This window comes from Nonomuraea sp. NPDC026600, assembly GCF_040638335.1.
In the GTDB taxonomy this organism is placed as follows: domain Bacteria; phylum Actinomycetota; class Actinomycetes; order Streptosporangiales; family Streptosporangiaceae; genus Nonomuraea.
In genome coordinates, this window is record NZ_JBEZYD010000002.1 from 25,786 (window position 1) to 48,023 (window position 22,238).

A 22,238-nucleotide genomic window follows, 5' to 3' on the forward strand; every position below is an offset into this window, starting at 1 on the left:
GCACGGCCTTCTTTTATGAACAGCCTTCGAACTGCGGGACCGCGATGGTGCTGAGGTTCAGACCGGCCTTGCCGAACCACTTGTGGAGCAGCTTCGAGGCCGTCCCGTCCTGGTACATGGTGGTGATCGCCCGGTTGACCGCCTCGCAGCCCGCGACGTCGCCCTTGTGCATGCCGACCCCGGTCCGCTGCTCGTTGAACTGGGCGTTGACCAGGCGCAGCCCGCTGCCGTCCTTGATGGCCAGCCCGGCCAGGATGACGTCGTTGGTGGTGATCGCGTCCACCCGGCGATCCTTGAGCGCCGCCAGGCAGGCCGCGTAGTCCCTCACCGGCACCACCTGCGCGGCCACCTTGCGCTCCTCCACGACCCGCTGCGCCGCGTTCGAGCCCTCCACCTGGCAGATCTTGCGGCCCTTGAGGTCGCGGACGTTTCCGATCGACGGCTCGTCCGGCCGTACCAGAATGTCCTGGTAGGAGATGTGGTACGGCCCGGCGAACAGGACCTTCGACTTGCGGTCCTGGCTGATCGTGTACGTGGCCAGCACGAGGTCGGCCTTGCCGTCGACCAGGACCTTCTCCCGGTCGGCCGCCAGGACCGGGATGAACTCGAAGTCCTTGCCGAGCTTCTGGGCGATGTAGCGGGCCACGTCCACGTCGAAGCCCTCGAAGGTGCCGTCGGGCTTGCGCGCGCCGATCGACGGCAGGTCGGTACGGACCCCGATGACGATCTTGTCCTTGGACTCGATCGACTCCGAGCCGCCCATGCCGCACCCCCCGGCGAGCAGTGCCGTCAGGGCCAGCACCGCGGGTAGCAGCCGCTTCATCGATACTCCTTGAGCCGTGGCCACACCCCGGCGATGACCAGCAGACCGAGGCCGCCGATCGCGAACGGGAGCAGCCGCCACAGGTTGTCGAGCGCGCTCTCGCCGGCGTCCGTGGCCTGCTTGAACACGGCCTCATGCTGCTCGGCGAGGTTCAGCAGCGCCTTGTCGTAGGCGTCGAAGGACTCGCGCACCGTCCCCAGCCTGGCCGAGACGGCCTCACTGGCCTGACCGCTGGCGGCCAGGGCGCGGAACTTGGCGTCGGCGTCCTGGAAGCGGGTGTACGCCTCGAGCGCCCGCTCGCCGTCGCTCCCGCCGAGTTCGGTGCCCAGCAGGCCGAGGAAGTGCTTGGCGCCCTGCGCCACCTTGGCCTGGTAGCCGTCGAGGTTGCCCGCCTCCAGGTAGATCACCGACTGCGACTTGTCGAGGAAGGTGTGCTCGTAGGTGTCGGCCCGGCCCTTGTCGAGCAGGAACCGGCTCTGGTCGCCGTGCAGGCTGTTGCTGATCGCGCGGGCCCTGGCCAGCGTGAGCACCGAGTCGAAGCCGTCGGCCTTGGCGGTGCGCAGCTCTCGCAGGTCCCGGCCGAGCACGTTCACCCCGGCGACCAGCGCGACGATGGTCACGACGGTCGCGGCCAGCAGCGCCGGCCCGAACACCCGCCGGAAGCGCCGCGCCAGGAAGACCTGCAGCCAGATCAGGCAGCCCAGCGCCAGCAGCCCGGCCACGATCACCGCGAACCGTACGGCCGGCACCATGACGCTCTTCTCGTCATAGGTGCGCCGCACGATCGTGCCGCTCTCCAGCGTCAGGTTGTAGGCCTGGGGGAGCAGGACCAGCCGCATCAGGTCGGTGGCCTGCCGGTACACCTCGACCACATTCTGCGGCGGCGGGCCGGCCGCGTGATCGGCCTGGGTGTCGAGCAGCAGCGCCTGCCCGGCCAGCCGTTCGTAGCGGCCGAGGCCGTCGAGCACGGACTGGACGGTCTGCCGCTCGGCGGGGTTGTCGCCGGACAGCTCGAACGCCTTCAGCAGCGCCTGGTTGGCCTCGGAGCGCCGCCGTTCGTACTGGGCGATGGCGGCCCGGCGCTGCTCGCCGTACTCCTTGCCCATCAGCAGCGCGTCGGCGACCTGCGCGTCCATGTCGCTCAGCCCGAGATACAGGCCGGCGGTGGCGACCACCTGCGGGCCCGCGTCGCGGCCGATCACCGTCAGCCCGTCGCGCGCGCTCGTGCTCCCGGCCGCCAGCGCGGCGAAGAGCAGCGCCAGGGAGGCCACGGTGATGCCGGAGATGACCCGGATCCGGCCCGGCACGCTCCGGCGCGCCGGGGCCGGGGTCCCCGGCGGGGCCTGCACGGTCTGGACGGCGGTCATGGTGTGCCCTCGCGGATCGTGATGACGGTCCACGCGCCGAGGTGGATGCGGTCGCCCGCGCCCACCCGGACCGGCACGTTGACCATGACCGGCTTGCCGTTCACCTGGGTGCCGTTGGCGGAGCCCGGGTCTACGAGCGTCCACGAGCCGTCGTGCTGGGCCAGCAGCACGGCGTGCAGGTGGGACACCCCGGGGTCCTCCGGCGGCCCGGTCAGGTCGATCTCCGGCCGCAGGTCGCGGCCCCGGCTGCGGCGGCCGATGCGTACCTGCTCGCCCGACAGCGCGAAGGACCGCTCGGGACAGTACGGCGGGAAGGCGACGACGTGGGCGTCGGGGCCGCCCTCGGCGATCACCTGGTCGTAGTAGCCGCGGTCGGCGGCGGTGACCGCCTCCCAGCGGGCGCCGGACACGGGCGCCAGCGAAGGCGCCGTGCCGGAGTAGTCGTGGCCGCACACCTCGCAGAACTGCCCGGCACGCGGCGTCTGGCAGACGGGACACCTCTCCACCGCTGCTCCGGCCCCGGAGGGCGCGGAGGAGGCGGCCGGGCCGGCGGCCGCGGCCGGTGCCGCGGAGCCGGCCATCTGGAGGCCGCAGACGTCGCAGTATTCGTCGTCACCCGACGCGTGGCCCTGTGGGCAGGTCGCCATCAGCTGCCCTCCCCGTCCTTGCGCAGCCTGCTGGTACGCACGGAGCCCGTGTCGAGCTCGATGGCGTCGGCCTTGTCGACGTTCCTGCGCAGCCGGGCGGTGCCGGAGGCCGGATCCACCTCGACGACCTTGTCGAGCAGCCTGGCCGTGTCCTCGCGCCCCGAATCGACGGCGAGCTGTTTGGCCTTGGCCAGCCGGGCCGTCGCCTTGTCGACGTCGCCGGCCGCGCGGGCGCTCAGCCCGTCCTGGATCAGCTCGTGCAGCTCGGCCTGGCCGGTGTAGTGGGCGACCTTGCCGTTGATCCGGGTGGACTGGGCGAGGTCGTCGGTCCACTGGGCGAGCACGTTGCCGCTGGCGAAGACCTCCTGGGTGTCGGGGCGGAGCAGCTTCACCCAGCCCGCGCGGATCTCACTGCCGATCTGGCCGGGCGGCACCTCGACGCACAGGTGGTACTCGCGGTCCTCGGTGCCCCACGAGCCGGTCGGGTAGTCGCCGGTCAGCGGGTTCACGTCGGTGCGCTTGCCGGTCAGGTCGAGCAGCGTGGGCGAGACCTGCTTGACCCACTTGAGCGTCGCCGTCTGCGGCACCCACACCCGCATCACCAGCTCGGCCACGGTCTTGCTCATCGAGGTCTGGGTGAGCGTGCGGAAGAAGTCGGCCAGGTCGCCCTGGTTCCTGACGAAGTCGAACGTGCCCAGCAGCGCCTCGGCGACCTTGCGCAGCTCGGCGGGCACCCAGTCGTCGCCGACGCCGAGGCTGTCGCAGACGAACGCGCCCTCGCAGCGGGCCAGCGCGGCGGCGAACACGTCGGCGCGCTCGTTGTTCTGGCCGTCGGTCATCAGGATGGCGTGCCTGATCGCGTTCGGATGGGCCGACAGCATCTGGGCGGCCAGTTGCAGCCACTGGCCGATCGAGGTGCCGCCGCCGGCGGACAGCTGGCCGATGGCCCGCTGCGCCTCGGCCCGGGTGGCCGCGTTGGCCCTGACCAGCTCGGGGCCACGCGGGTAGACGGTCCTGGCCCGGTCGGTTCCGGCGATCACCGCGAAGAGGACGCCGTCGCGCAGCGTCTGCACGGCCGTCGCGGCCGCCTGCCTGGCCTCCCGGATCTTGCCGCCGCTCATCGACCCGGACGTGTCGATGATGATCACTTCCGCGGCCTCGGCCGGGGCGGCGGCCGTGGTGGTGGTCACCTCGCCGGTGGAGTTGATCGTGAGGATGGCGTGCACCTCGCGCCCGTCGATCGGGAGGTACTTGTTCTGGTCGATGTGGAGGGTGAAGGTGGGCTGGTCACCCATGTGCGTCTCCTAGAGGGATCAGGACGATGGTCACGTTGTCTTGCCCGCCGGAGTCGAGCGCGTGGCGCAGCATCGCGCGGGCCATGTCCAGAGGGCTGCCGGTGGAAGGGAAGGTGTAGCCGTCGAGGTAGCGCCACAGGCCGTCGCTGCACACCAGCAGCAGGCCCGGGTGCTCCGGCTCCAGCACGCGGACGTGCGGGCGGACGTCGCCGTAGTCGGCGCCGAGCCAGGCGGTGATCTCGCCCGTGGGCGCGGCGTCGTCCTCGGTCAACTGGATGCCGGTCAGCCGGACGCCTGGCGGCGGACCGGCCTGGGCGGGTCGGGTCCCGGCGGGCGGTTGTGCCCCGACCGGACGGGTGGTGGCGGTCGACTCGGCGTCGGCCGGTGGGGTGGCGGCTGCCGGGTCGGTGTTGACCGGTGGGGTGGCGGCGGTCAGGTCGGGGCCGGCCGGCCGGATGCCGGCGGTCGGGTCCGCGTTGACCGGTTGGGTGCCGACGGACGGATCTTTCGCGGCCGGTCGGACGCCGGGGGACAGCCAGTACGCGCGGGAGTCGCCCGCCCAGCCGAGCGTGATCCGGCCGCCTTCGACGACCGCCGAGACGTAGGTGCAGGCAGGGGCGTCGTCCACCGAGGTGGCCAGCTTGCCGACGGCCCGCCCGGCCAGGTCGAACGCCTCCTCGGCGGACATGCCCCTGGCCAGAGCGGCGCAGGCCGTCTCCACGGCGGCCGCCGACGCCTCGTCCGCGCGGGGCGAGCTGCCCACGCCGTCGCAGACCAGGACCACGGTCCGCGTGTCCGTGGACAGCAGCGCCATCGCGTCCTCGTTGCGGCTGCGGCGCAGTCCCTTGTCGGTCACGCCCGCCGTGCCGTTGTCGAGCGTGAGCTCGGTGTGGTCCCGGCCGGTGGGCTGACGCAGGCCGCACCGCTCGCAGTAGCCGTCCGCGTCCACGGCCGGCGCGCCGCAGGACGTACAGGAAGGCGCTCCGAGTGGATGACCGCATGCCTCGCAGAAGGCGTCGCCGGTGAGCACGGGGGCCTCGCAGACCGGGCAGCGCACGTCCGCCCGCGGGGCGGCGGTGTGGTCCATCACACCCACGTCCGGGGGCGGACGGCGTTGGCCTGGTCGACGAGGGCCTGGCGCTCCTGGCGGGAGCTCGCGGCCACGGCCAGGCGGCGGAAGATGCCTTCCAGCTGTTTGCGTACACCGGGTTCGGTGAACTCGGCGCCGGCCAGTTTCAGCCCGCCTGGCGGCTTGCCGGTGTCGAGCCAGGACAGCGCGCTCTCCAGCAGCTCGGCGATGAGCAGTTCGCGGCGGCGCGGGTCGAGGTGGGTGAGGTCGTCGAGGCGGTCGGCCGCGGCCGACAGCTCGTTCGGCTTGCCCGGGTCCGTGCCGGGCGCTCTGGCCACCGCGGCCACGACCGCGAGCTGCGCGGCCACCCGATGGCTCGAGGTGACGGGCACCTCGTCGAGCACCCCGATCCGGCCCGCCCTGGCCAACCCGAACGCGGCGCTCACGTAGGAGTGGTCGGTACGCCACACGCTCTCGTACCAGCGGACCGGGTTGTCGTTCACGCACTCCAGCGCGAACGCCAGCCCCAGCTTGGGCGCGCACTCGCCGGGCAGCAGCGAGAAGCACTCGTCGAAGATCTGCGCCGCCCGGCCGGCCTGCCGCGCGGCCAGCAGGTGAACGGCCCGGTACCAGGTCACCCGCCAGTCGCCGGGCAGCGCCCGCCCGGCCTCGTCCAGCGCCTGGATCGCCTGGTCCGTGCCCTGCTCGGCGAGGAGCCGGGCCTTGGTCAGCAGCGTCTCGGGCGTCTGCGCCATCCCCTCGACCTGGCTGACCAGTGCGTCGGGATCGCGGCCGACCAGGCCGGCCAGCGCGCCCGCCGCCGGGTCGGCGGGGTCGGCCAGCGGCACCGGCAGCGCGGCCGCCGCCTCCAGCGGGTCGAGCCCGTCGAACACCCGCCCGCGATCGGCGGCCAGCGCCGCCCCCGCCGCGAGCCGCTCGGGCCCGAACATCGGCGACTGCGCGGGGTACGGCACGCCGTCCGTCACCGCGCTGATCTCGCGCAGTACGCCGACGAGCTGTTCCTCCATCTCCTCCGCGCTCTGGAACCTGGCGGCGGGATCCGGCGCGGTCGCCCGGCGCAGCAGCCGCGCGAACGACTCGTTGCCGCAGTCGGCCGGCAGCGGGTTCTCCGCGCCGCCCTTGGCCGGGCTGAACGACGGGATGGTCAGCACCGCCAGCGTCCTGGCCACCGTGTAGAGGTCGGAGGCGACGGACGAGGGCCGGGTGTCGAGCTCGGGCGCGTGGTAGCCGACCGTGGCCCAGGACGTGCCCGGCGGCGAGCCGACACGCTGGACCGCGCCCAGGTCGATGAGCTTGAGCCGCCTGCCGACCCTGATCACGTTGGCCGGCTTGAGGTCGCAGTAGACCAGGCCCTGCTCGTGCAGGTAGCCGAACGCGCGCAGGATCTCCCGCCCGTACATCAGCGTCTCGCGCAGGGGCAGCGGACCCTGGCGGCGCAGTTCGTGCAGCGACTGGCCGCCGACGTACTCCATGACGATGTAGCCGAGGCCGGCGGAGCGCTGGAAGTTGATGATCTTGACGATGTTCGGGTGGTCGACGGTGGTGAGGAACTTGCGCTCGGCCTCCGCCGCCGCCAGCGCCTCTGCGTCGGCGGTGTTCAGCAGGCCCTTGAGCACCACCCAGCGGCCGTCGAGGTTCTCGTCGGCGGCCAGGTAGATCCAGCCGAGGCCGCCGTGGGCCAGGCAGCCCAGCACCCGGTACTGGCCCGCCACCAGGTCGTCCTGGCCCAGCTTGGGGGTGAAGGAGAACTGGGTACGGCAGTGCGGGCAGAACCCGTCGGGCAGCCCGGCGCGTCCCTGCCTGGAGCGGCCGACCGGCTCGCCGCACGCCGGGTTGGCGCAGTACCGCTTCTCCTCCGGCACCTCGGGATTGGCCATGATCGCGCCGGCCGGATCCCGGTAGGGCACCGACGGCAGGTCGGCCAGCTCGCCCAGCACGCCGGCCCGCGACCGGCCACTGCTCAGCGGGCCGGTCGTCGGCCGGCTCACCGGCCGGGTGTCAGGGGACGGCGTGGCGGCCGATGAGGGGGTGGACACGGGTGCGGCGGCTGTCGCCGCGTGCCCGCACAGGTCGCAGTAGCCATCTTCGATCGTGCCCGTACAGCCTGGCTGGGCGCATCGGGTCATCGGCCACCTCCGTGGATCGCACGCTGGTACAGGTCGACGGCTTGTGCCGCCTTCGTCAGATCGCAGGGAGCGCTCCACAGCAGCAGCCGCGCCCGGTCGTACAGCCCGGTGGCGGCCGGGTCCTCCGCCAGGCCCTTGCGCACCGCCATCGCCTGGCACGCGCCGAGCAGCCCGCGCAGTTCGTCCCGCCTGCCGATCAGCCCGAACAGTGCCTTCGCCGTGGCCTGCGCCTGCTGGGCGGCCTGTTCGGCGCCCTGCTCCAGCGCCGTCAACCGGCCGGACCTGTCGAGCCAGGTGCCGGTCGAGGCGTCGAGCGCGTCGAGCTCGCCGGCCAGCGCCTCCACCTTGCTACGCGGCTGTGCCTGCGGTGGCAGGGCGATCTTGGCGACGACCGTGCCGTGGGCCACTCTGGCACCGCTCTCGGCCGCCCGTACCCGATCCAGAGCGGCCACCAGCTCCTCGCGCCGCCTGCCGTACTCCTGGCTGACCCGCAGCGCCCGCTCCAGGTCCGCGCGGGCGCTCGCCAGGGCGCCGGTGACGCGGGCCAGCTCGTGCTCGGGTGGGGCCGAGCCGAGAGGGTCCTCCAGTACGGCGGCGCGCATCCGCTTCAGGTCGGTCTCCGCCTGGCTCAGGTCCAGGGTCTCGCCGAGCTGCCGCTGCAGGTCGCTCACCACGCGCAGCTCGGCGTCGGCGGCGTCGAGGCGGGGCAGCACCGCGGTCCAGACCGTGTCGATCTCGGTCAGCACGTCCGTGGCCAGCTGGAAGGCGGCATCCATCCTGGCGACGGTCTCGTCCAGGGTGAGCCGCTCGTCCGGCTGGGGGAGCAGGGACCGCTCCTCGACCGGTTTGGCGGCGGCCTTCAGGACCACCGAGCGGCCGACGAGCAGCTCGGTCAAGGTGATGAGCTGCTCCGCGCCGAGGCGGCCGCGGGGGCCCTTGACCTGTTCGGCCGTGCGTAATACGCCCCGGTAGGTGTCGTAAAGCGCCCACAACGTGGCGAGCGCGTTCTGTGCGGTGGCCCAGCGGGTCTGGGTCGGGCCGCGTAAGGAGGCGCCCTTGAGTAACTGATAGGTGGTGTGCGCTTCAAGATCGAGCAGGTCGCCGGAGATGCGGTCACGCTCGTCGGAACGAGCGCGCAGCGCGTACTCCGCGCCCTCCCTACTCATGGGTGGTCCGAGACTCATCACGCTCCCCGTGATACGGGCCCCCACGCCCCGTTGTCTACCGGCTAAACGGTGAAACCGACCGGTTGGTTCCGAAGGTAGGGAAGACCCTGACTTGTCCCTGATTCAACCCTGTCTCACCTGCAATTCGCTTAAAGGATCTCGTAGCGTCTTAGGCATGGGACGCATACTTCTCGGAATCCTGGCGATCATCGCCGTGTTCATCCTCATCGGCCCCCTCGTGGGCTTCGCCTTCACGCTGCTCAAGTGGGGCCTCATCATCGGTGCCGTGGCCTTCGGGATCATGCTCGTGTCCAAGTGGGTCCGGACGTAGCCACCTGGCTTCCTGCGGCTCGGCGGCGCATAGTGGGTTGATGGAGGCGCGGCCCGCGGTCGACGACGACGCGCTCGGGCGCGAGGCACTGTCCGTGCTCGAGGCTAACTGGACGGGAACCTCCACCGTTCCCGCCCCAGGTCTCTACCCGCACCAGTGGAGCTGGGACTCGGCGTTCGTGGTGATCGGCCTGGCCAGACACCGGCCTGACCGGGCCAGAGCCGAGCTGCTCAGCCTGCTGGCCGGGCAGTGGGCGACCGGCATGGTGCCGCACATCGTCTTCCACACTCCCGAGGCGTACTTCCCGGGCCCTTCGGTCTGGCGCTCGCAGGACCACGACGCCGCGCCGCGCGTACTCACCTCGGGCCTCACCTCACCACCGCTGCAGGGGCTGGCCCTGTGGTGGCTCTACCGGCACACCGGCGACGGCGACTTCGTCAGGCGGGCGTTTCCGGCGCTGGCCGCCCAGCACGCCTACCTGGCCGCCGCGCGCGACCTCGGCGGCTCGGGGCTGGCCGCGATCGTGCACCCCTGGGAGTCGGGCATGGACGACAGCCCGGCCTGGGACCAGGCGCTCGCCGCGCTGCCCGAGATCAGGTACGGCTACCGCAACGTCGAACTCGACGAGCGCCACCCCGACAGCGACCACGACCGCTACGTCTGGCTGGCCCTGCGATACCGCAACGCCGGCTATCGGTCCGAATACCTGCGCGACGAGCACCCGTTCGCCATCGAGGACCCGATGTTCAACGGGATCTGGCTCGCCTCCTGCCTGGCCTTGGCCGACCTGGCGCCGCTGGCCCACGCCGACCCGGTGCCCCACGCCGAGCAGGCCGAACGCATCAGACAGGCGCTCCTCGACCGCCTCTGGGACGGCTGCTTCTACGCCCGCGACCTGCGCGCCGACCGGCTCATCCGCGTCTGTACGGTCGGCGGCTTCGGCCCGCTGCTCGACCCCGGCCTGCCCAGCGACCGCGTCCGAGCGGCCATCGACGTGCTCGAATCGGCCAGGTTCATGGGCGCCACCGGCTACCCGGTGCCCAGCTGCGAGATCCGCGCGGCCCAGTTCGACCGCACCCGCTACTGGCGCGGCCCGTCCTGGGTGAACACCAACTGGCTGCTGCGCCGGGCCGCCGCCGTGCACGCGCTCGACTCGCTCAGCCAGCAGCTCACCAACGGCACGCTCCGCCTGGTCAGGCAGGCCGGGTTCCGCGAGTGCTTCGACCCGTTCGACGGCAGCGGCCGGGGGTGCAGGGACTTCTCCTGGAGTGCGGCGCTGACCCTCGACCTGCTCGCCGATAGCGTGAAGGAATGAGCTTCCTTCGCCGCCTGCCCGCCGACGTCCGCAAGGCCCTGGTCACCGAGCCGGGGGAGCGGGTGCTGACCTTCGCCGCCACCGGCGACGGGCACGTGGTGGCCACGAACCTGGCGCTGCACCTGCCCGGCGGGGTTCGCGTGCCGTACGAGACGATCGACCGGGCCGGCTGGGACGAGGAGGGGCTGAACGTCCTCACCATGTCCGGCGAGAGGCACCGCGTGCTGCTGCCGGAGCCGCGGCTGCTGCCCGAGACGGTGCGGGAGCGGGTCAACGCCACCATCGTGGTGAACAAGCACGTGGACCTGCCCGGGCGTGGCGGGGTACGGCTGGTGGCCAGGCGCCGGCCCGGCGGCGAGGTGCTGGGGTGGACCCTCGTCTTCGACGAAGGTCTCGACCCGGACGACCCGGGCGTGCGGGCACAGGCCGAACAGGCCCTTGAGGGCGTACGGCGCAGCATGGGCGTGTGAGTGGGGCCCCGGGCATGGGTCCCATGCCCGGGGCCGACCGTGTCAGTAAGGGATGCCGGTTTCGTTGGCCTTCTTCTCGGTGACCTGTTCTCCGGGCCAGCCGGTGCCGGTGTCGGCGTGGTCGTGCTTGTTGAGGAACGGGATCCGATGCTGGAGCGTGTCACCCACCTTCGACCTGGCCGCTCCGGCCGCCTTCGACACCTGCGCGCCGACCACCCCCGCGGTCTCCTGGAACCTGGGACTGTCGGCAACACGCTGGGCCGCCCGCTTGATCTGCTCATAGCGTTCGCGACCAGCCCGGCTTCCCAGGACGTAGCCGACAGCGAGCCCAATGACGAACGTCATCCGATAACGCATATTGCACCTCCGCTGTCTCCGGACTACCCCGCTGACGATGCGACACGCACTCCTGGAGTGCGCTAATCTATTCGTGCGCCCAAGGGAAGCGGACCGCAAGGCCAGCCGATCAGGGCACAACGTTCGATCCCGCGTAGCTCAACGGCAGAGCAGCCGGCTGTTAACCGGCAGGTTATAGGTTCGAGTCCTATCGCGGGAGCTTTGGTACACAGAGCTCAGGCCCCCTTCCTTGATCAAGGAAGGGGGCCTGAGTCGTTCCGGGAGCCGGCAAGGGAGCCACTCCACCCCGTGCACCTGAATTTGCTGGCCGGTACGACTCCCTCAGGGCAGCCCGTTTTCGAACCTGTGCACGTTCTGCCGCTCCCGGATGCTCGATACCGGATCATGGCCACGCCTGCCCTGGTTGCGGGCTGTGCTGCCGGTGACCTGGTTGAGGTGGACGAGCACGGTCGGTCTCAGGTCATCGAGCATGGTGGCAATCTGGCCATTCTGGCGTTCGTGGAGCACGAGGCGTTCGGCACTGACCAGGTTGATGCGCTGCGTCGGGCATTCGCGTCTGTTGGTGGCGTGGTCGAGGCTCCTGCCGACTGAAGATTTCTCGTCGTGACGGTCCCAGCTGAGATCGGGTTCCCTCGTGTCGAGTCGATCATGAGCAGCTGGTCCATGGCGACCGGCAACGGCTGGACATACGGCAACGTCTATGACGAGTCAGGTGCCCCACTCAACTGGTGGTGAGCCACCATGGCGTTCGAGGTCCGAGGTATCCCAACGTGCTCGGATCGACGCAATGGCGGCGCTGGAGCAGGGCGATCCGGGGATTCTCTGTCCGAATGATGCCTGTATCCGGTTCTGGGATGGAGAGACCGTCCAAGGCGGTCTGATGATGAACAGAGCCACCGTCATTCACGCTTTGTAGTCATAAGATCACTGGATTTTTGATTTGCCGGGACAAACGGCTATCGGACGGTGAAGGATGGCAGGAGCTGCGGGCACGTTGCGAAGGCGGTGTGGAGAGGGCGCCGCCTGCAAGGAGGTGTCGCCGACCCGGAATCGGCGGGGCGCTCCGTTGATGGAAAAGTGCTGGTTACTGCGTTGCGTACCTGGATCAGGTCCCTGCGTCCCTTCGATGCCATCGCCGTACAGACCCTCATCGAGCAAACGATCGACATCCGCGAGGCGGAGCGCTTCATCAGGCTCTTCCACGCCGAGAATCCCGGCGCCGGCGACGTGCACGCGCGTCTGCGTGAGGTCGCCAGGGACGTGGCCCGTCATGGGACCTATGTCCATACGTTCGAGGAGCTTCAGTTCGGGGCCAGGGTGGCCTGGCGCAACAGCAGCCGCTGCATCGGGCGGCTCTACTGGCGGTCGTTGAGGGTACGCGACCGCAGGCAGGTGAACAGTGCTGAAGGCGTGGCCATCGAGTGCGTGGCTCATCTGCGCGCCGCGACGGGTGATGGGCGGATTCGGCCGACGATCACCGTGTTCCCGCCGGACACGCCGGAGAGGCGCGGGCTCCGGGTGCTGAACGAGCAGCTCATCCGGTACGCCGGGCATCGCCTGCGGGACGGCTCGATCGTCGGGGATCCCCGCCATGTCGACTTCACCACGATGGTCAGGGGGCTCGGCTGGCGTGGCGGGGAGGGGAGGTTCGAGGTGCTGCCGCTGGTCATCCAGCCGGAGGCGGGGCGGCCGCTGCTGTGTAATCTGCCGGGCGACGCGGTTCTGGAGGTGCCCTTCACGCATCCGGAATATCCGTGGTTCGCCGAGCTGGGGCTGCGCTGGCATGCCGTGCCGGCCATTTCCAGCATGTGCCTGGAGATCGGCGGGTTGTGCTATCCGTGCGCGCCCTTCAACGGCTGGTACATGGGGGCGGAGATCGGCGCCCGCAACCTCGCCGACGTCGACCGATACGACCAACTGCCGGTGGTCGCCGAGCGTCTGGGGCTGAACACCGCCACCGATCGGTCACTGTGGCGCGACCACGCACTGGTTGAGCTGAACGTGGCCGTGCTGCACTCGTTCGAGCAGGCGGGGGTCACGATGACCGACCACCATACGGAGTCGAACCGGTTCCTTACGCACCTGGAGCGGGAGGAGAAGGCGGGGCGCGTCTGCCCGGCGGACTGGTCGTGGATCGTGCCGCCGATCTCCGGCGGCGCCACACGCGTTTTCCACCGCTACTACGACAACCCCACGCTGACTCCGGCGTTCGTCCACCACAGCGGCTGATCACCCGGCCCCAGGCGGCGGGGCCGGGGCGTGGAGCGGCCTCGGCCTTCTTGCGTTCCACCACTAGAATCTGATTCTGTTGCCCCATGGCGGAACTCGTTCTCTCCTCGGCGGATCAAGGCGTGCTCACACTGACCTTCAACCGCCCCGACAGGCTCAACGCCTGGACGGACGCGATGGGCCGGTGCTACTTCGACCTTCTCCAGGAGGCCGAGGAAGACCCGAACGTGCGGGCCATCGTGGTGACCGGCGCGGGTAAGGGCTTCTGCTCGGGCGCCGACTTCCAGACGCTCAGCGCCCTCCAGGCCGGCACCTACGACGAGACCCCGGATCCGCGCCCCAACACCTTCCCCACGACCATCGCCAAGCCGATCATCGCCGCCGTCAACGGCGCCTGCGCCGGTCTGGGCGTGGTCCACGCGCTGGCCTGCGACCTGATCTTCACGGCTGAGGACGCCAAATGGACCACGGCCTTCCCCCGCCGCGGCCTGATCGCGGAGTACGGCCTGTCCTGGATCCTCCCTCGCCTCATGGGCCAGCAGAGAGCCATGGACATCCTCCTGTCGGGCAGGGTCTTCACCGGCGCGGAAGCATACGAACTCGGCCTGGCGAACCGCTCGGTCCCAGGAGACGCGCTGCTCGCCACGGCCCAGGAGTACGCCAGAGAGCTCGCGATCCACAGCTCCCCGGCCTCCATGGCCATCATCAAGCGCCAGGTGTGGAACGACTGGAACGTCACCTTGGAAGAATCGGCCAAGACGGCGACCCAGGAGATGCTCGCCTCCTTCAACCGCCCGGACTTCGCCGAGGGCGTCGCAAGCTTCCTGGAACGCCGCCTGCCGAACTTCCCGCCCCTGTAGTCAGGAGAGAACCACCCAGACGGTGCCGGTGTGCACATAACGGCGGCAAGCGGTCAAGAAATGCGGCGAGCACCTGAGGATGGGGTGGCGGGGAGGAAGCGGGGGGGTTGCCAGCCGCGTTCCGCGTAGGCCCCGCTCACCGACTCCTTCACCGCCTCCAGGCGTTCGTCGGCCACCAGCGCGATCGCCGAGCCGCCGAAGCCGCCCCCCGTCATGCGGGCGCCCCGGGCGCCGCCGCGCAGGGACGCCTCCACGGCCAGGTCCAGCTCCGGCGACGACACCTCGTACTGGTCGCGCAGTGATAGGTGGGACGCGTTCAGCAGCGCCCCGATCTCCGTGATCGCCCCCGCCCGCAGCAGGCCGACGAGCGCCTCGACGCGGTGGTTCTCGGTGACGATGTGCATCGTGCGCTTGCGCTCGTCGCCCTGCAGCAGGTCGAGGGCCCCGGCCAGGTCCGTGACGTCGCGCAGCGCCGGGACGCCCAGCTTGCGGGCCGCCGACTCGCACTCCGCGCGGCGCTTGGCGTACTCGCCGCCCGCGTGCTCGTGGTGCACCCGCGTGTCGATGATGAGGATGGTCAGCCCGTGTGCGGCCAGGTCGAGCGGGATGTTGCGGGAGCCGAGCGAGCGGCAGTCGAGGAACAGCGCGTGCCCCTCGGCGCTCAGCGCGGACGCGGCCTGGTCCATGATGCCGCACGGCATGCCGACGAACTCGTTCTCCGCCCGCTGGCTGAGCAGGGCGCGTTCCATGGGCGTCATGCCCAGGTCGTAGAGGTCGTCGAGGGCCGAGGCGACGGCCACCTCCAGCGCGGCGCTCGAACTGAGCCCGGCGCCCGGGGGTATGTCGCCGTCGATGGCGATGTCGGCGCCGCGTACCCGGTCGCCCAGCATGGCCAGGACGCCGACCACGTAGCGGGTCCAGCCGCGGGACTCCTCGTGGCTGGAGATGACCACCGGGTCGCCGGGCGACTGCAGGGACAGCAGCCGGATCGTGCCGTCGTCGCGCGGGCTGACCGCCGCCGTGACGCCCCACGGCACCGCGAAGGGCAGGACGAAGCCGTCGTTGTAGTCGGTGTGCTCGCCGATCAGGTTGACCCGGCCGGGCGCGTGCCAGACGGTACGCGGGTCGGCACCGAAGGCGGCACGGAAAGCATCGGTAACGCGCATAATCCAACACTCCTCAACAAAGCTCCGACCGTAGACTAGCGCCATGGAGGAGCTGGTGGATCCGGCGCTCGCCTCTGTCCGGGTCTTTCTCGTCCGCGACGACAACAAGGCGCGCAAGCTCAAGTACAACCTGGGCCACCCGCGCGTGCTCACGTTCGGTGGCGCCTACTCCGGCCACATCAGGGCTGTCGCGGCGGCCGGGCGGCGGGATGGGTTCGAGACGATCGGGGTCATCCGCGGCGAGGAGCGGTTGCCGCTCAATTCGTCGCTGGCGTACGCGGCCTCCTGCGGCATGCGGCTCACGTACCTCGACCGGGGGACATACCGGCTCAAGCACACGCCAGAGGTACAGGCCGCGCTACGCGAGCGGTGGGGCGACGTGGCGATCCTGCCCGAGGGCGGCAGCAACGCGGCGGCCGTGCGCGGGTGCGCCGAGCTGCCCGGCGAGATCGGTGGCGACTACGACGTGATCTGCTGCGCGGTCGGCACGGGTGGCACCCTGGCCGGGATCGCGGCCGGGTTGCCGGAGGGGCGGCGGGCGATTGGGTTCGCGGTGCTGAAGGGGGCCGGGTTCCTCGACGGTGAGGTCGCGCGCCTGCAGCGCGAGGCTTACGGGCGCGTGTGGTCCAACTGGTCGGTCAACCTGGACTACCACTTCGGGGGCTACGCCCGCTCGACTCCGGTTCTCGACGACTTCATCGCGAAATATCGGGTCGAAGGGGTGTACGTCGGGAAGATGCTCTACGGCGTCTTCGACCTCGTACGACAGGGCGCCTTCCAGCCCGGCACCCGCATCGTCGCCGTCGTCACCGGCGAGCCCTGGAACTCGGCGACCGGTCAGGCGTGCTGTCAGCCGAGTTGATCGAGGATGGGCGCGACGAGCTGGTTCAGCTCGCGCACCAGCACCACCAGGACCCGCTCCGCGCTCTGCTCGACCTGGTCATGCGGCCCCTCGGGCTCCGACGGCAGGTCGTCGAGCGGCACCGGCACCTCGACCAGCAGCGTCGCCCGCAGGAACGGGCTCCTGGCCAGGTCCTGCTGCGTCGGCTCGACGTACTGGCCGAACGTCTCCTGCCAGCCCAGCCAGCCGCGGTCGCGCCACCACGTCCGCGAGCGGGTGAGCTCCTCGGGCAGCGGCGAGACCAGCCGGATCCGCGCGTTGAGAGTGCCGTCCCACGTGTTGCGGTCGCAGGTCGCCTCCAGGATGCGGCGGTCCCAGCGCACGTAGCCGGGGTTCAGTGACGGCGGCGTGGCCAGCCGCCAGGCCGCGCAGGCGAACCTGACCGGCGCGATGTCCCCCCACTCGAACTCTTCGAGGTTCTTGCGCACGTGTACGGCGTAGCGCCCGTCACGATCCCTGTCGAACTCCTGGTCGATCCAGAACGCTCTAGCCATGGGGACTACGCTACGGCGCTCCGAGCGGTGATGGCCCCAGGTCCGGAGATCCGGAGAATGTGCTGTAACCAAGCGACTACACATGTAGCTTTTTCACATTATTAGATGACTTGGGAGTACAGCATGGAGTCAGAACAGCTCGCCGCGGCGATGAGGTACTGGGAAGCGGGAGATCTCGGTGCGGCGGCGGTGCTGTTCAGGGAGAACGCGGCCACCGCGGATCCCGAGGCGTCCCATCTGCTGGCCTGCCTGCTGGAGGAGCAGGGCGACCTCGACGGGGCCGAGGCCGCGCACCGGTCGGTGATCCAGTCGGGCGACCCGGTCTTCGGGCAGCGGTCGGCCATCGCCATGAGCATGATGCTGATCGCCGCGCGGGAATGGCCCGCCGCTTACCGGGTGCTGATGATCGCCTCCGACGGCGCCGACTTCGAGGTGGCCGCGCTCGCCGAGACGGCGCTGGTCCTCGTACTGACCGAGATGGGCGACGCCCAGGGCGCGACGGAGGCGCTGGAACGGGCGCGCCGGTGCGACAGTCCCGCCGTGGCCGAGCTGGCCGCCCAGCTGGAGCTGCCCGACTTCGCCCCCCACGATCCCGGTACGGCCCGCGACCTGTACGAGCTGGCGGAGGACGAGGACGACTACCGGCAGTTGCTGACCTGCGGCGATCCCGAAGTGGTGTCGCTGTCGGCGTTCCGGCTCTTCCAGATGTACGCCGATGAGCAGGACTTCGGGGCCGCCCGCGAGGTGTGCGAGCACGCGATCGCCGTGGGGCACCCCGACCACCTGGCCACGGCCCACCGGTTGCGCGGCGCGGTCCTCGTCGATCTCGGCGAGTACGCCGAAGCGGTGGCCTCCTACGCCACGGCCGCCGAGGACCCCAGGCCCGAGGAGCGGCTGCCCGCGCTCATCGAGCAGGCCAAGGTGACCGCCCAGCTCGGCGACGTGGCGGCGACGGAGGCGATCTTCCACCGGGTGATCGCCAGCGGTCAGCGCGAGTACGCCGTCGAGGCCCAGGCGTGCCTGGCGCAGATGCACACCGAGGCCGGGGAGGTGGCCGAGGCGCTCGCGGCGCTGCGGGCCGTACTGGAGGCAGGGGAGTCGGAGTGGTCGTCGATCTGCCTCACGCTGCTCGGCCTGCTGCTCGACCGGCACCCGGACGAGCGGGAGAGCCTCATGGCGCTCGTACTCGACGCGGCCGAGCACGACGACCCCGACACGGCGTTCAAGGCCGCGCTGCTGATCGACCACGCGGCGCGGCAGCAGCCGCTCGCCGACCCGGTGGAGGAGCAGGCGCTCCTGGACGTCGACGAGGCCCTGCGCCACCTGCAGGCGGGTGACCTGGCCGGGGCGCGGCCGCTGCTGCGCCGGGCCATCGACTCCGGCGCGGCCACGCAGTCGGTCCGGGCCATGATGACGCTGGCCGAGCTGGAACTGGGCGAGGGCGACCGCGAGCAGGCCGACGAGCTGCTGTCGTACGTCGCCGAGGGCGACGACCTGCTGCAGGGCTTCAGCGCGGAGTTCTTCCTGCACCTGCTCCGCGAATCGGGCGACGAACCGCATCCCGTGCTGCGGGCGGTCATCGACCACCAGCGCCTGGGCAGGGAGCAGGGGCTGGTCCGCTACCGCCAGGCCATGGCGCACCCGAACCCGGTGACGGCCGCGATCGGCACCGCGGTGTTCGCGCAGGTGCTGGCGTCCATCGGGTATGACCTGTCGGACGCGGCCCAGTTGTTCCGCGCGGCGGCCGACTCCGGTGATCCGCTCGCGCTCTCGTATACGGCCACCATCTTCAAGGACGTCCTGGTGAACCAGGACCAGCCCGAGGAGGCGGTCGCACTGCTGCGCCGGGCCCGTGCCGATGGGCATCCCGGGTTGGCGCCGTGGGTGGCGTACGCGCTGGGTGAGCTGCTCTGCGAGCGCGCCGGCGAGGACTTGGGCGAGGACTTCGGCGCGGGTGAGCATGGGAGCGCGGGCGCCGGTGAGAGTGCGGGCGTGGTTGCGAGCGCGGGCGCTCGCGGGAGTGCGGGCGAGGCTGGGCGCGCGGGTGCGGGTGGGAGTGTTGTCGGCGTTTGGGGCGTGGGCGGAAGTACGCGGGAGCGTGACCTGGTCGAGGCGCGGGCCGCGTTCACCGCCGCGATGGAGACCGGCCACCGGGGGCTGCGGGTCGAGGCGATGGGCGCGCTGCTCGGGCTGTTCGAGCGCCAGGGCGATCTGCTGGCCGCGTGCCGCCTGCACGAGCGGCTCGTCGGCGAGGGCGACCCGGTTCAGGCGCCGCGCAATGCGTGGCTGCTCGGCCTCACCCGGGTACGGATCGACGACCTCGACGGCGCCCGCGCCGCGTTCGCCCGCATTCCGGAGACCCACCCGGAAGAGGGTGACACGGGGCGCTACGCCAGGTTCCTGCTCGACCGCGACTTCGGTGCGGCGGCTGCGGTCTTCGAGGCGATATCCGACGATGGCCGGTGCTGGATGGCGGCCATGCTCGCGATGCGGACCTCGCACGCCTGGCACCGGCAGGGCGAGACGGCCGCCGCCGACGGGGCGCTGTCCCTGGTGCTCGACGTGGGCGACCCGGACTTCCGGCAGGAGGCGGCCTGCTTCCTCGGCGCCCTGCGCCACGACGCCGACGACCCGCACGGCGCGATCACCGCCTGGCAACAGGCGTCGACCGGCCCCGACGAACGCCTGGCCACCATCGCGCACCGCGACCTCGCCCGGACCTGGCACACCCTCGGCGACCTCGACGCGGCGGCCGAGGCGTACCGGAAGGTAATGGCGGGGTATGGCGAGACGGCGAAGGCACACGATCGGTCGGGTGCGGGACACCAGGGGACAGCCGCGGCGAGCCCGGCGGAGGACCAGGGGACAGCCGCTGGGGCCGACAAGGCGCTCGCGTACCAGGGGACGGTGGCCGACGTCGATAGGGCGCACGTGGCAGGGGGAGGCCAGGGGATGGCGGCCGACGTCGATAGGGCGCACGCGGCAGGGGCGGGCCAGGGGATGGCGGCCGGGGTTGAAAAGGCGCACGCGGTAGGGGCGTACCGGGAGGTGGCGGTCGAGGCCGCGTTGCGGCTTGGGGAGATTCTGATTGCGACGGGCGCGACCCATGAGGCTCGCGAAGTGCTGCGGGTGGCGTTCGGGGATGCGGCGGCACCGTATCTGGCCCGGCTTCTGCGGGATGCCGGTGATCTGGAGGGGGCGCTGGCGGCTGCGGAGATCGCGGTGGGGATCGCGCCGGGCGCCGACACCGTGTGCCTGCTGGGTGGTCTCCTCGCGCGGACCGGCGATCTCGCGGGGGCGCGGGCGGCGTTCGAGCGGGCCGTGGCGGCCGATCCGGGGTCGGCGGGTGCCACGCTGGTGGAGGCGGGGCGGTGCCTGGAGGAGGCGGGTGACCAGGACGGCGCCCGTTCGGCCTACCAGCGTGCGGCGGTTCAGGACGTGGACCGGCAGGCTGCGGCTACGGCCCGGGTCCGGCTCGGCACGGCGTCGCCGGAGGAGCGGCCGTGGGTGCTGGCCGCCGAGGGCGACCGGCAGGGTGCGCGGGCGGCTCTGACCGAGCTGACCGGCTCGGCGTCGATGGCCCGGCTGCTGCTCGCGCTGGACGCGGGCGAGCCGCCCGAGATACGCCGCCTGCTGGCTGGCTCTCCTACCGGGTTCTCCATCGATGAGGCGTTCGCCGAGACGCTGGAGATGGCCAGGATGACCCGGGACGACGCCTTCGCCAGGGCGCTCTACCTGCTGGTCATTGAGCTGGGCGGGCCAAGGTGGGCCGCGTTGGCAAGGCGGGGGCTCGGCTCGGACCTGGCTCGCGACGGCCAGTACAGCCAGGCCGAGTTGTGCCTCCTGCCCGCGACGGAGAGCGACGACGCCGAGATCGCCCTCATGGCGTGGCGCGACGTCTCCGCCGTCCGCCGTCGGCGCGGCGATCTGGACGGAGCCGTCGAGGCGCTGCGGGCCGCGATGCCGTCGACCGCCGTTGAGCTGGCCGGGGTGTTGGAGGAGGGCGGCGATCTGGCGGGCGCCGGTGATGTGCTCGATCAGGGCGCCGCGGCCGGGGATCTCGCGAGTCTGCGCCATCTGCTCGTCAACCTGTTCCAGCGGCGGGAGTACGCGGCCGTCGCCGCGGAGGCCGAGCTGGCGGTCGGTACCGGCGATCCCGAGACGGTGGCCATGGGCTACTGGGTGTGGGGTGACGCGTGCAGGGCGACGGATGACCTGGCGGGCGCGGTCGGCATGTACCGCAAGGGGATCGACACCGGTCACCCGAGCGCGGGGATGCGGGTCGACCTCGCCGACGCCCTGCACGCGCTGGGTGACACGGCCGCCGCCGCCGGGGAGGCGCGGCTGGCCATCGAGTCGGGCGAGGCCGACGCCGTGGCCAGGGGCGGCCTTCAGCTCGGCTGCTGGCTGCACGAGGACGGCGACCCGCTTGGGGCGGCGGAGGCGTTCGCCGCCGCCGCGGGGACCGGCGCCGAGCTGGCTCACGAGTCGGCCCGCGAGGCCCATGAGCCAACCCACGAGCTGGCCCAGGCCGCCCTGAACAACCTGAGCACCCTGGCCTACCAGGCGTACGAGCAGGGCGAGCACGCGCTGGCCGTACAGGTGCTGTCGCATCTGGGGCCGCACGCCGGGGTCAAGGCCAGGGAGCTCGCGGAGCTCTGCGACGACCCCGACGCCGTCCACCTCTACTACGAGCTGGTCGGCTCCGACGCCTTCACCGAGCTGGGGGTCGCCGAGCGGCTCGCCGAGCTCGGCGAGACGGCGCGGGCGCGGGCCGTCTACGAGCGGCTGAACGAGCACGAGGACCCGGACGTGCGATTCGTCGCGGGCGGCAGGCTGCTGGCGCTCCTCGACACCGAGAACGACGTCGCCGCCTTCTATGACCTGGCCGAACGGCAGGCGGGTGACGTCGACAGCCCGGTCCGGTCGGTGTTCGGCAGCCTGCTCGGCATGCTCCAGGGCCGTCAGGGCGACACCGAGGCGTCGCTGCGCACGCTGCGGGAGGCGGCCGAGGGCGGCGAGCCCACCGCGCTGAGCGTGTTCGCGCAGGCCCTGGTCGGGAGCGGCGAGGTGGCCGAGGGCAGGGAGGTTTATCGGCGCGTGCTCAGCGCGGGCGATGCCGAGCTGGCGGCCAGGGCGATGGTCGCGCTCGGCCACAGCTACCACGACGAGGACGAGGACGAGGCCCGCCGGTGGTACGTCCGGGCGGTCGAGTTCGGCACCGGGCACGTCACCGCGCTCGGGGCGATGTACCTCGGGGCGCTGGCCAAGCGGGAGCGGGACTTCCCCGAGGCGCTCGGCTGGTACCAGCGGGTCATCGACTCGGGCGACTCGGAGTCGGGCATGGCGGCGGCGCATCTGGGGGAGCTCTGCTACTGGCTGAACGACCGTGACGGGGCCGTGCGCTACTACGAGCTCACGCTGGGGCTGACCGAGCAGTCCGACCTGGTCGCCGAGGCCGCCTTCCGCCTGGGGGAGATCCGGTACGCCCACGGCGACCTCACCGTGGCCAGGCGGATGCTCCGGCTCGCGGCCGGCACCGACGACTCGACCTTCGCGGCCGACGCCGAACAACTTCTGGCCAAGCTGGGCTGAACTTGT

At 71.4% G+C, this 22,238-nt stretch carries 19 protein-coding genes and 1 tRNA gene; 10 read left to right on the top strand and 10 right to left on the bottom strand.

All coding sequences use genetic code 11. From position 1 onward, the window contains the following. Positions 1–13 precede the first annotated feature (13 nt). From AB0F17_RS03830 to AB0F17_RS03860, 7 genes are read right to left on the bottom strand one after another with little or no spacing between them, the layout of a single operon-like run. The gene (locus AB0F17_RS03830) at positions 14–823 is read right to left on the bottom strand and encodes a glutamate ABC transporter substrate-binding protein (protein ID WP_358015749.1); all 810 of its coding nucleotides are present in this window, start codon (positions 821–823) and stop codon (positions 14–16) included. Continuing rightward, positions 820–2,190 (bottom strand): hypothetical protein, encoded by a 1,371-nt coding sequence (locus tag AB0F17_RS03835; protein WP_358015752.1) that lies wholly within the window; start codon positions 2,188–2,190, stop codon positions 820–822. The genes AB0F17_RS03830 and AB0F17_RS03835 overlap by 4 nt, the downstream gene beginning before the upstream one ends. After that, complete coding sequence (locus AB0F17_RS03840) at positions 2,187–2,837, bottom strand: FHA domain-containing protein (protein ID WP_358015755.1); 651 nt, start codon at positions 2,835–2,837, stop codon at positions 2,187–2,189. Before AB0F17_RS03840 ends, AB0F17_RS03835 begins: the two co-directional genes overlap by 4 nt. Beyond that, entirely contained in the window at positions 2,837–4,132 is a 1,296-nt protein-coding gene (locus AB0F17_RS03845) for a VWA domain-containing protein (RefSeq protein ID WP_358015758.1), read from the bottom strand. The genes AB0F17_RS03840 and AB0F17_RS03845 overlap by 1 nt, the downstream gene beginning before the upstream one ends. Continuing rightward, a complete protein-coding gene (locus AB0F17_RS03850) occupies positions 4,125–5,219 on the bottom strand; it encodes a protein phosphatase 2C domain-containing protein (RefSeq protein WP_358015761.1) in 1,095 nt (364 codons plus the stop codon). The genes AB0F17_RS03845 and AB0F17_RS03850 overlap by 8 nt, the downstream gene beginning before the upstream one ends. Beyond that, complete coding sequence (locus AB0F17_RS03855; RefSeq protein ID WP_358015764.1) at positions 5,219–7,348, bottom strand: tetratricopeptide repeat protein; 2,130 nt, start codon at positions 7,346–7,348, stop codon at positions 5,219–5,221. Before AB0F17_RS03855 ends, AB0F17_RS03850 begins: the two co-directional genes overlap by 1 nt. Further along, positions 7,345–8,514, bottom strand: coding sequence for a hypothetical protein (locus tag AB0F17_RS03860; RefSeq protein WP_358015767.1), 1,170 nt, complete (start codon positions 8,512–8,514; stop codon positions 7,345–7,347). The genes AB0F17_RS03855 and AB0F17_RS03860 overlap by 4 nt, the downstream gene beginning before the upstream one ends. A 175-nt stretch (positions 8,515–8,689) precedes the next feature. Between AB0F17_RS03860 and AB0F17_RS03865 the strand changes: the two genes are divergently transcribed. The 3 genes from AB0F17_RS03865 to AB0F17_RS03875 are packed head-to-tail and all read left to right on the top strand — an operon-like array spanning position 8,690 to position 10,630. Next, positions 8,690–8,845: a hypothetical protein gene (locus tag AB0F17_RS03865; protein ID WP_358015770.1), complete on the top strand. Its 156-nt coding sequence runs from the start codon at positions 8,690–8,692 to the stop codon at positions 8,843–8,845. Positions 8,846–8,885: 40 nt separating this feature from the next. Then, positions 8,886–10,160 (top strand): hypothetical protein, encoded by a 1,275-nt coding sequence (locus AB0F17_RS03870; protein WP_358015774.1) that lies wholly within the window; start codon positions 8,886–8,888, stop codon positions 10,158–10,160. Next, on the top strand, positions 10,157–10,630 hold the full coding sequence (locus AB0F17_RS03875; protein ID WP_358015777.1) for a hypothetical protein: 474 nt from the start codon (positions 10,157–10,159) through the stop codon (positions 10,628–10,630). The genes AB0F17_RS03870 and AB0F17_RS03875 overlap by 4 nt, the downstream gene beginning before the upstream one ends. A gap of 42 nt (positions 10,631–10,672) precedes the next feature. Here AB0F17_RS03875 and AB0F17_RS03880 read toward each other — a convergent pair whose 3' ends face one another. Further along, positions 10,673–10,987, bottom strand: a complete 315-nt coding sequence (locus tag AB0F17_RS03880) for a YtxH domain-containing protein (protein WP_358015779.1) — start codon at positions 10,985–10,987, stop codon at positions 10,673–10,675. Between the two features lie 127 nt (positions 10,988–11,114). Here AB0F17_RS03880 and AB0F17_RS03885 point away from each other — a divergent pair. The 5 genes from AB0F17_RS03885 to AB0F17_RS03905 all read left to right on the top strand — a co-directional run bounded on the left by AB0F17_RS03885 (position 11,115) and on the right by AB0F17_RS03905 (position 14,076). Beyond that, positions 11,115–11,186, top strand: a tRNA-Asn gene (locus AB0F17_RS03885). Positions 11,187–11,275: 89 nt separating this feature from the next. Further along, positions 11,276–11,578: a DUF4265 domain-containing protein gene (locus AB0F17_RS03890; protein ID WP_358015781.1), complete on the top strand. Its 303-nt coding sequence runs from the start codon at positions 11,276–11,278 to the stop codon at positions 11,576–11,578. Between the two features lie 12 nt (positions 11,579–11,590). Next, positions 11,591–11,722, top strand: a complete 132-nt coding sequence (locus AB0F17_RS03895) for a hypothetical protein (RefSeq protein ID WP_358015784.1) — start codon at positions 11,591–11,593, stop codon at positions 11,720–11,722. A gap of 357 nt (positions 11,723–12,079) precedes the next feature. Then, positions 12,080–13,216, top strand: coding sequence for a nitric oxide synthase oxygenase (locus tag AB0F17_RS03900; RefSeq protein ID WP_358015787.1), 1,137 nt, complete (start codon positions 12,080–12,082; stop codon positions 13,214–13,216). Positions 13,217–13,302: 86 nt separating this feature from the next. Beyond that, on the top strand, positions 13,303–14,076 hold the full coding sequence (locus AB0F17_RS03905; RefSeq protein WP_358015790.1) for an enoyl-CoA hydratase-related protein: 774 nt from the start codon (positions 13,303–13,305) through the stop codon (positions 14,074–14,076). 53 nt (positions 14,077–14,129) lie between these two features. On the opposite strand, the gene galK is transcribed toward AB0F17_RS03905, so the two are convergent. Then, positions 14,130–15,242, bottom strand: coding sequence for a galactokinase (gene galK / locus AB0F17_RS03910; protein WP_358015792.1), 1,113 nt, complete (start codon positions 15,240–15,242; stop codon positions 14,130–14,132). 43 nt (positions 15,243–15,285) lie between these two features. Between galK and AB0F17_RS03915 the strand changes: the two genes are divergently transcribed. After that, positions 15,286–16,104, top strand: a complete 819-nt coding sequence (locus AB0F17_RS03915; protein ID WP_358015794.1) for a 1-aminocyclopropane-1-carboxylate deaminase/D-cysteine desulfhydrase — start codon at positions 15,286–15,288, stop codon at positions 16,102–16,104. Here the strand turns inward: AB0F17_RS03915 and AB0F17_RS03920 are convergent. Further along, complete coding sequence (locus AB0F17_RS03920) at positions 16,092–16,637, bottom strand: hypothetical protein (RefSeq protein WP_358015796.1); 546 nt, start codon at positions 16,635–16,637, stop codon at positions 16,092–16,094. The two genes, AB0F17_RS03915 and AB0F17_RS03920, sit on opposite strands and share 13 nt — an antisense overlap. 123 nt (positions 16,638–16,760) lie before the next feature. Between AB0F17_RS03920 and AB0F17_RS03925 the strand changes: the two genes are divergently transcribed. Further along, on the top strand, positions 16,761–22,232 hold the full coding sequence (locus AB0F17_RS03925) for a tetratricopeptide repeat protein (RefSeq protein WP_358015798.1): 5,472 nt from the start codon (positions 16,761–16,763) through the stop codon (positions 22,230–22,232). Positions 22,233–22,238 lie beyond the last annotated feature (6 nt).

What these genes read in the sequence shown, in the direction of transcription:
- AB0F17_RS03875 (WP_358015777.1), top strand. Translation starts at nt 10,157, where the DNA reads ATGAGCTTCCTTCGCCGCCTGCCCGCCGACGTCCGCAAGGCCCTGGTC.
- AB0F17_RS03835 (WP_358015752.1), bottom strand. Translation starts at nt 2,190, where the DNA reads ATGACCGCCGTCCAGACCGTGCAGGCCCCGCCGGGGACCCCGGCCCCG.
- AB0F17_RS03865 (WP_358015770.1), top strand. Translation starts at nt 8,690, where the DNA reads ATGGGACGCATACTTCTCGGAATCCTGGCGATCATCGCCGTGTTCATC.
- AB0F17_RS03870 (WP_358015774.1), top strand. Translation starts at nt 8,886, where the DNA reads ATGGAGGCGCGGCCCGCGGTCGACGACGACGCGCTCGGGCGCGAGGCA.
- AB0F17_RS03850 (WP_358015761.1), bottom strand. Translation starts at nt 5,219, where the DNA reads ATGGACCACACCGCCGCCCCGCGGGCGGACGTGCGCTGCCCGGTCTGC.
- galK (WP_358015792.1), bottom strand. Translation starts at nt 15,242, where the DNA reads ATGCGCGTTACCGATGCTTTCCGTGCCGCCTTCGGTGCCGACCCGCGT.
- AB0F17_RS03830 (WP_358015749.1), bottom strand. Translation starts at nt 823, where the DNA reads ATGAAGCGGCTGCTACCCGCGGTGCTGGCCCTGACGGCACTGCTCGCC.
- AB0F17_RS03925 (WP_358015798.1), top strand. Translation starts at nt 16,761, where the DNA reads ATGGAGTCAGAACAGCTCGCCGCGGCGATGAGGTACTGGGAAGCGGGA.
- AB0F17_RS03915 (WP_358015794.1), top strand. Translation starts at nt 15,286, where the DNA reads ATGGAGGAGCTGGTGGATCCGGCGCTCGCCTCTGTCCGGGTCTTTCTC.
- AB0F17_RS03905 (WP_358015790.1), top strand. Translation starts at nt 13,303, where the DNA reads ATGGCGGAACTCGTTCTCTCCTCGGCGGATCAAGGCGTGCTCACACTG.
- AB0F17_RS03860 (WP_358015767.1), bottom strand. Translation starts at nt 8,514, where the DNA reads ATGAGTAGGGAGGGCGCGGAGTACGCGCTGCGCGCTCGTTCCGACGAG.
- AB0F17_RS03845 (WP_358015758.1), bottom strand. Translation starts at nt 4,132, where the DNA reads ATGGGTGACCAGCCCACCTTCACCCTCCACATCGACCAGAACAAGTAC.
- AB0F17_RS03880 (WP_358015779.1), bottom strand. Translation starts at nt 10,987, where the DNA reads ATGCGTTATCGGATGACGTTCGTCATTGGGCTCGCTGTCGGCTACGTC.
- AB0F17_RS03840 (WP_358015755.1), bottom strand. Translation starts at nt 2,837, where the DNA reads ATGGCGACCTGCCCACAGGGCCACGCGTCGGGTGACGACGAATACTGC.
- AB0F17_RS03855 (WP_358015764.1), bottom strand. Translation starts at nt 7,348, where the DNA reads ATGACCCGATGCGCCCAGCCAGGCTGTACGGGCACGATCGAAGATGGC.
- AB0F17_RS03920 (WP_358015796.1), bottom strand. Translation starts at nt 16,637, where the DNA reads ATGGCTAGAGCGTTCTGGATCGACCAGGAGTTCGACAGGGATCGTGAC.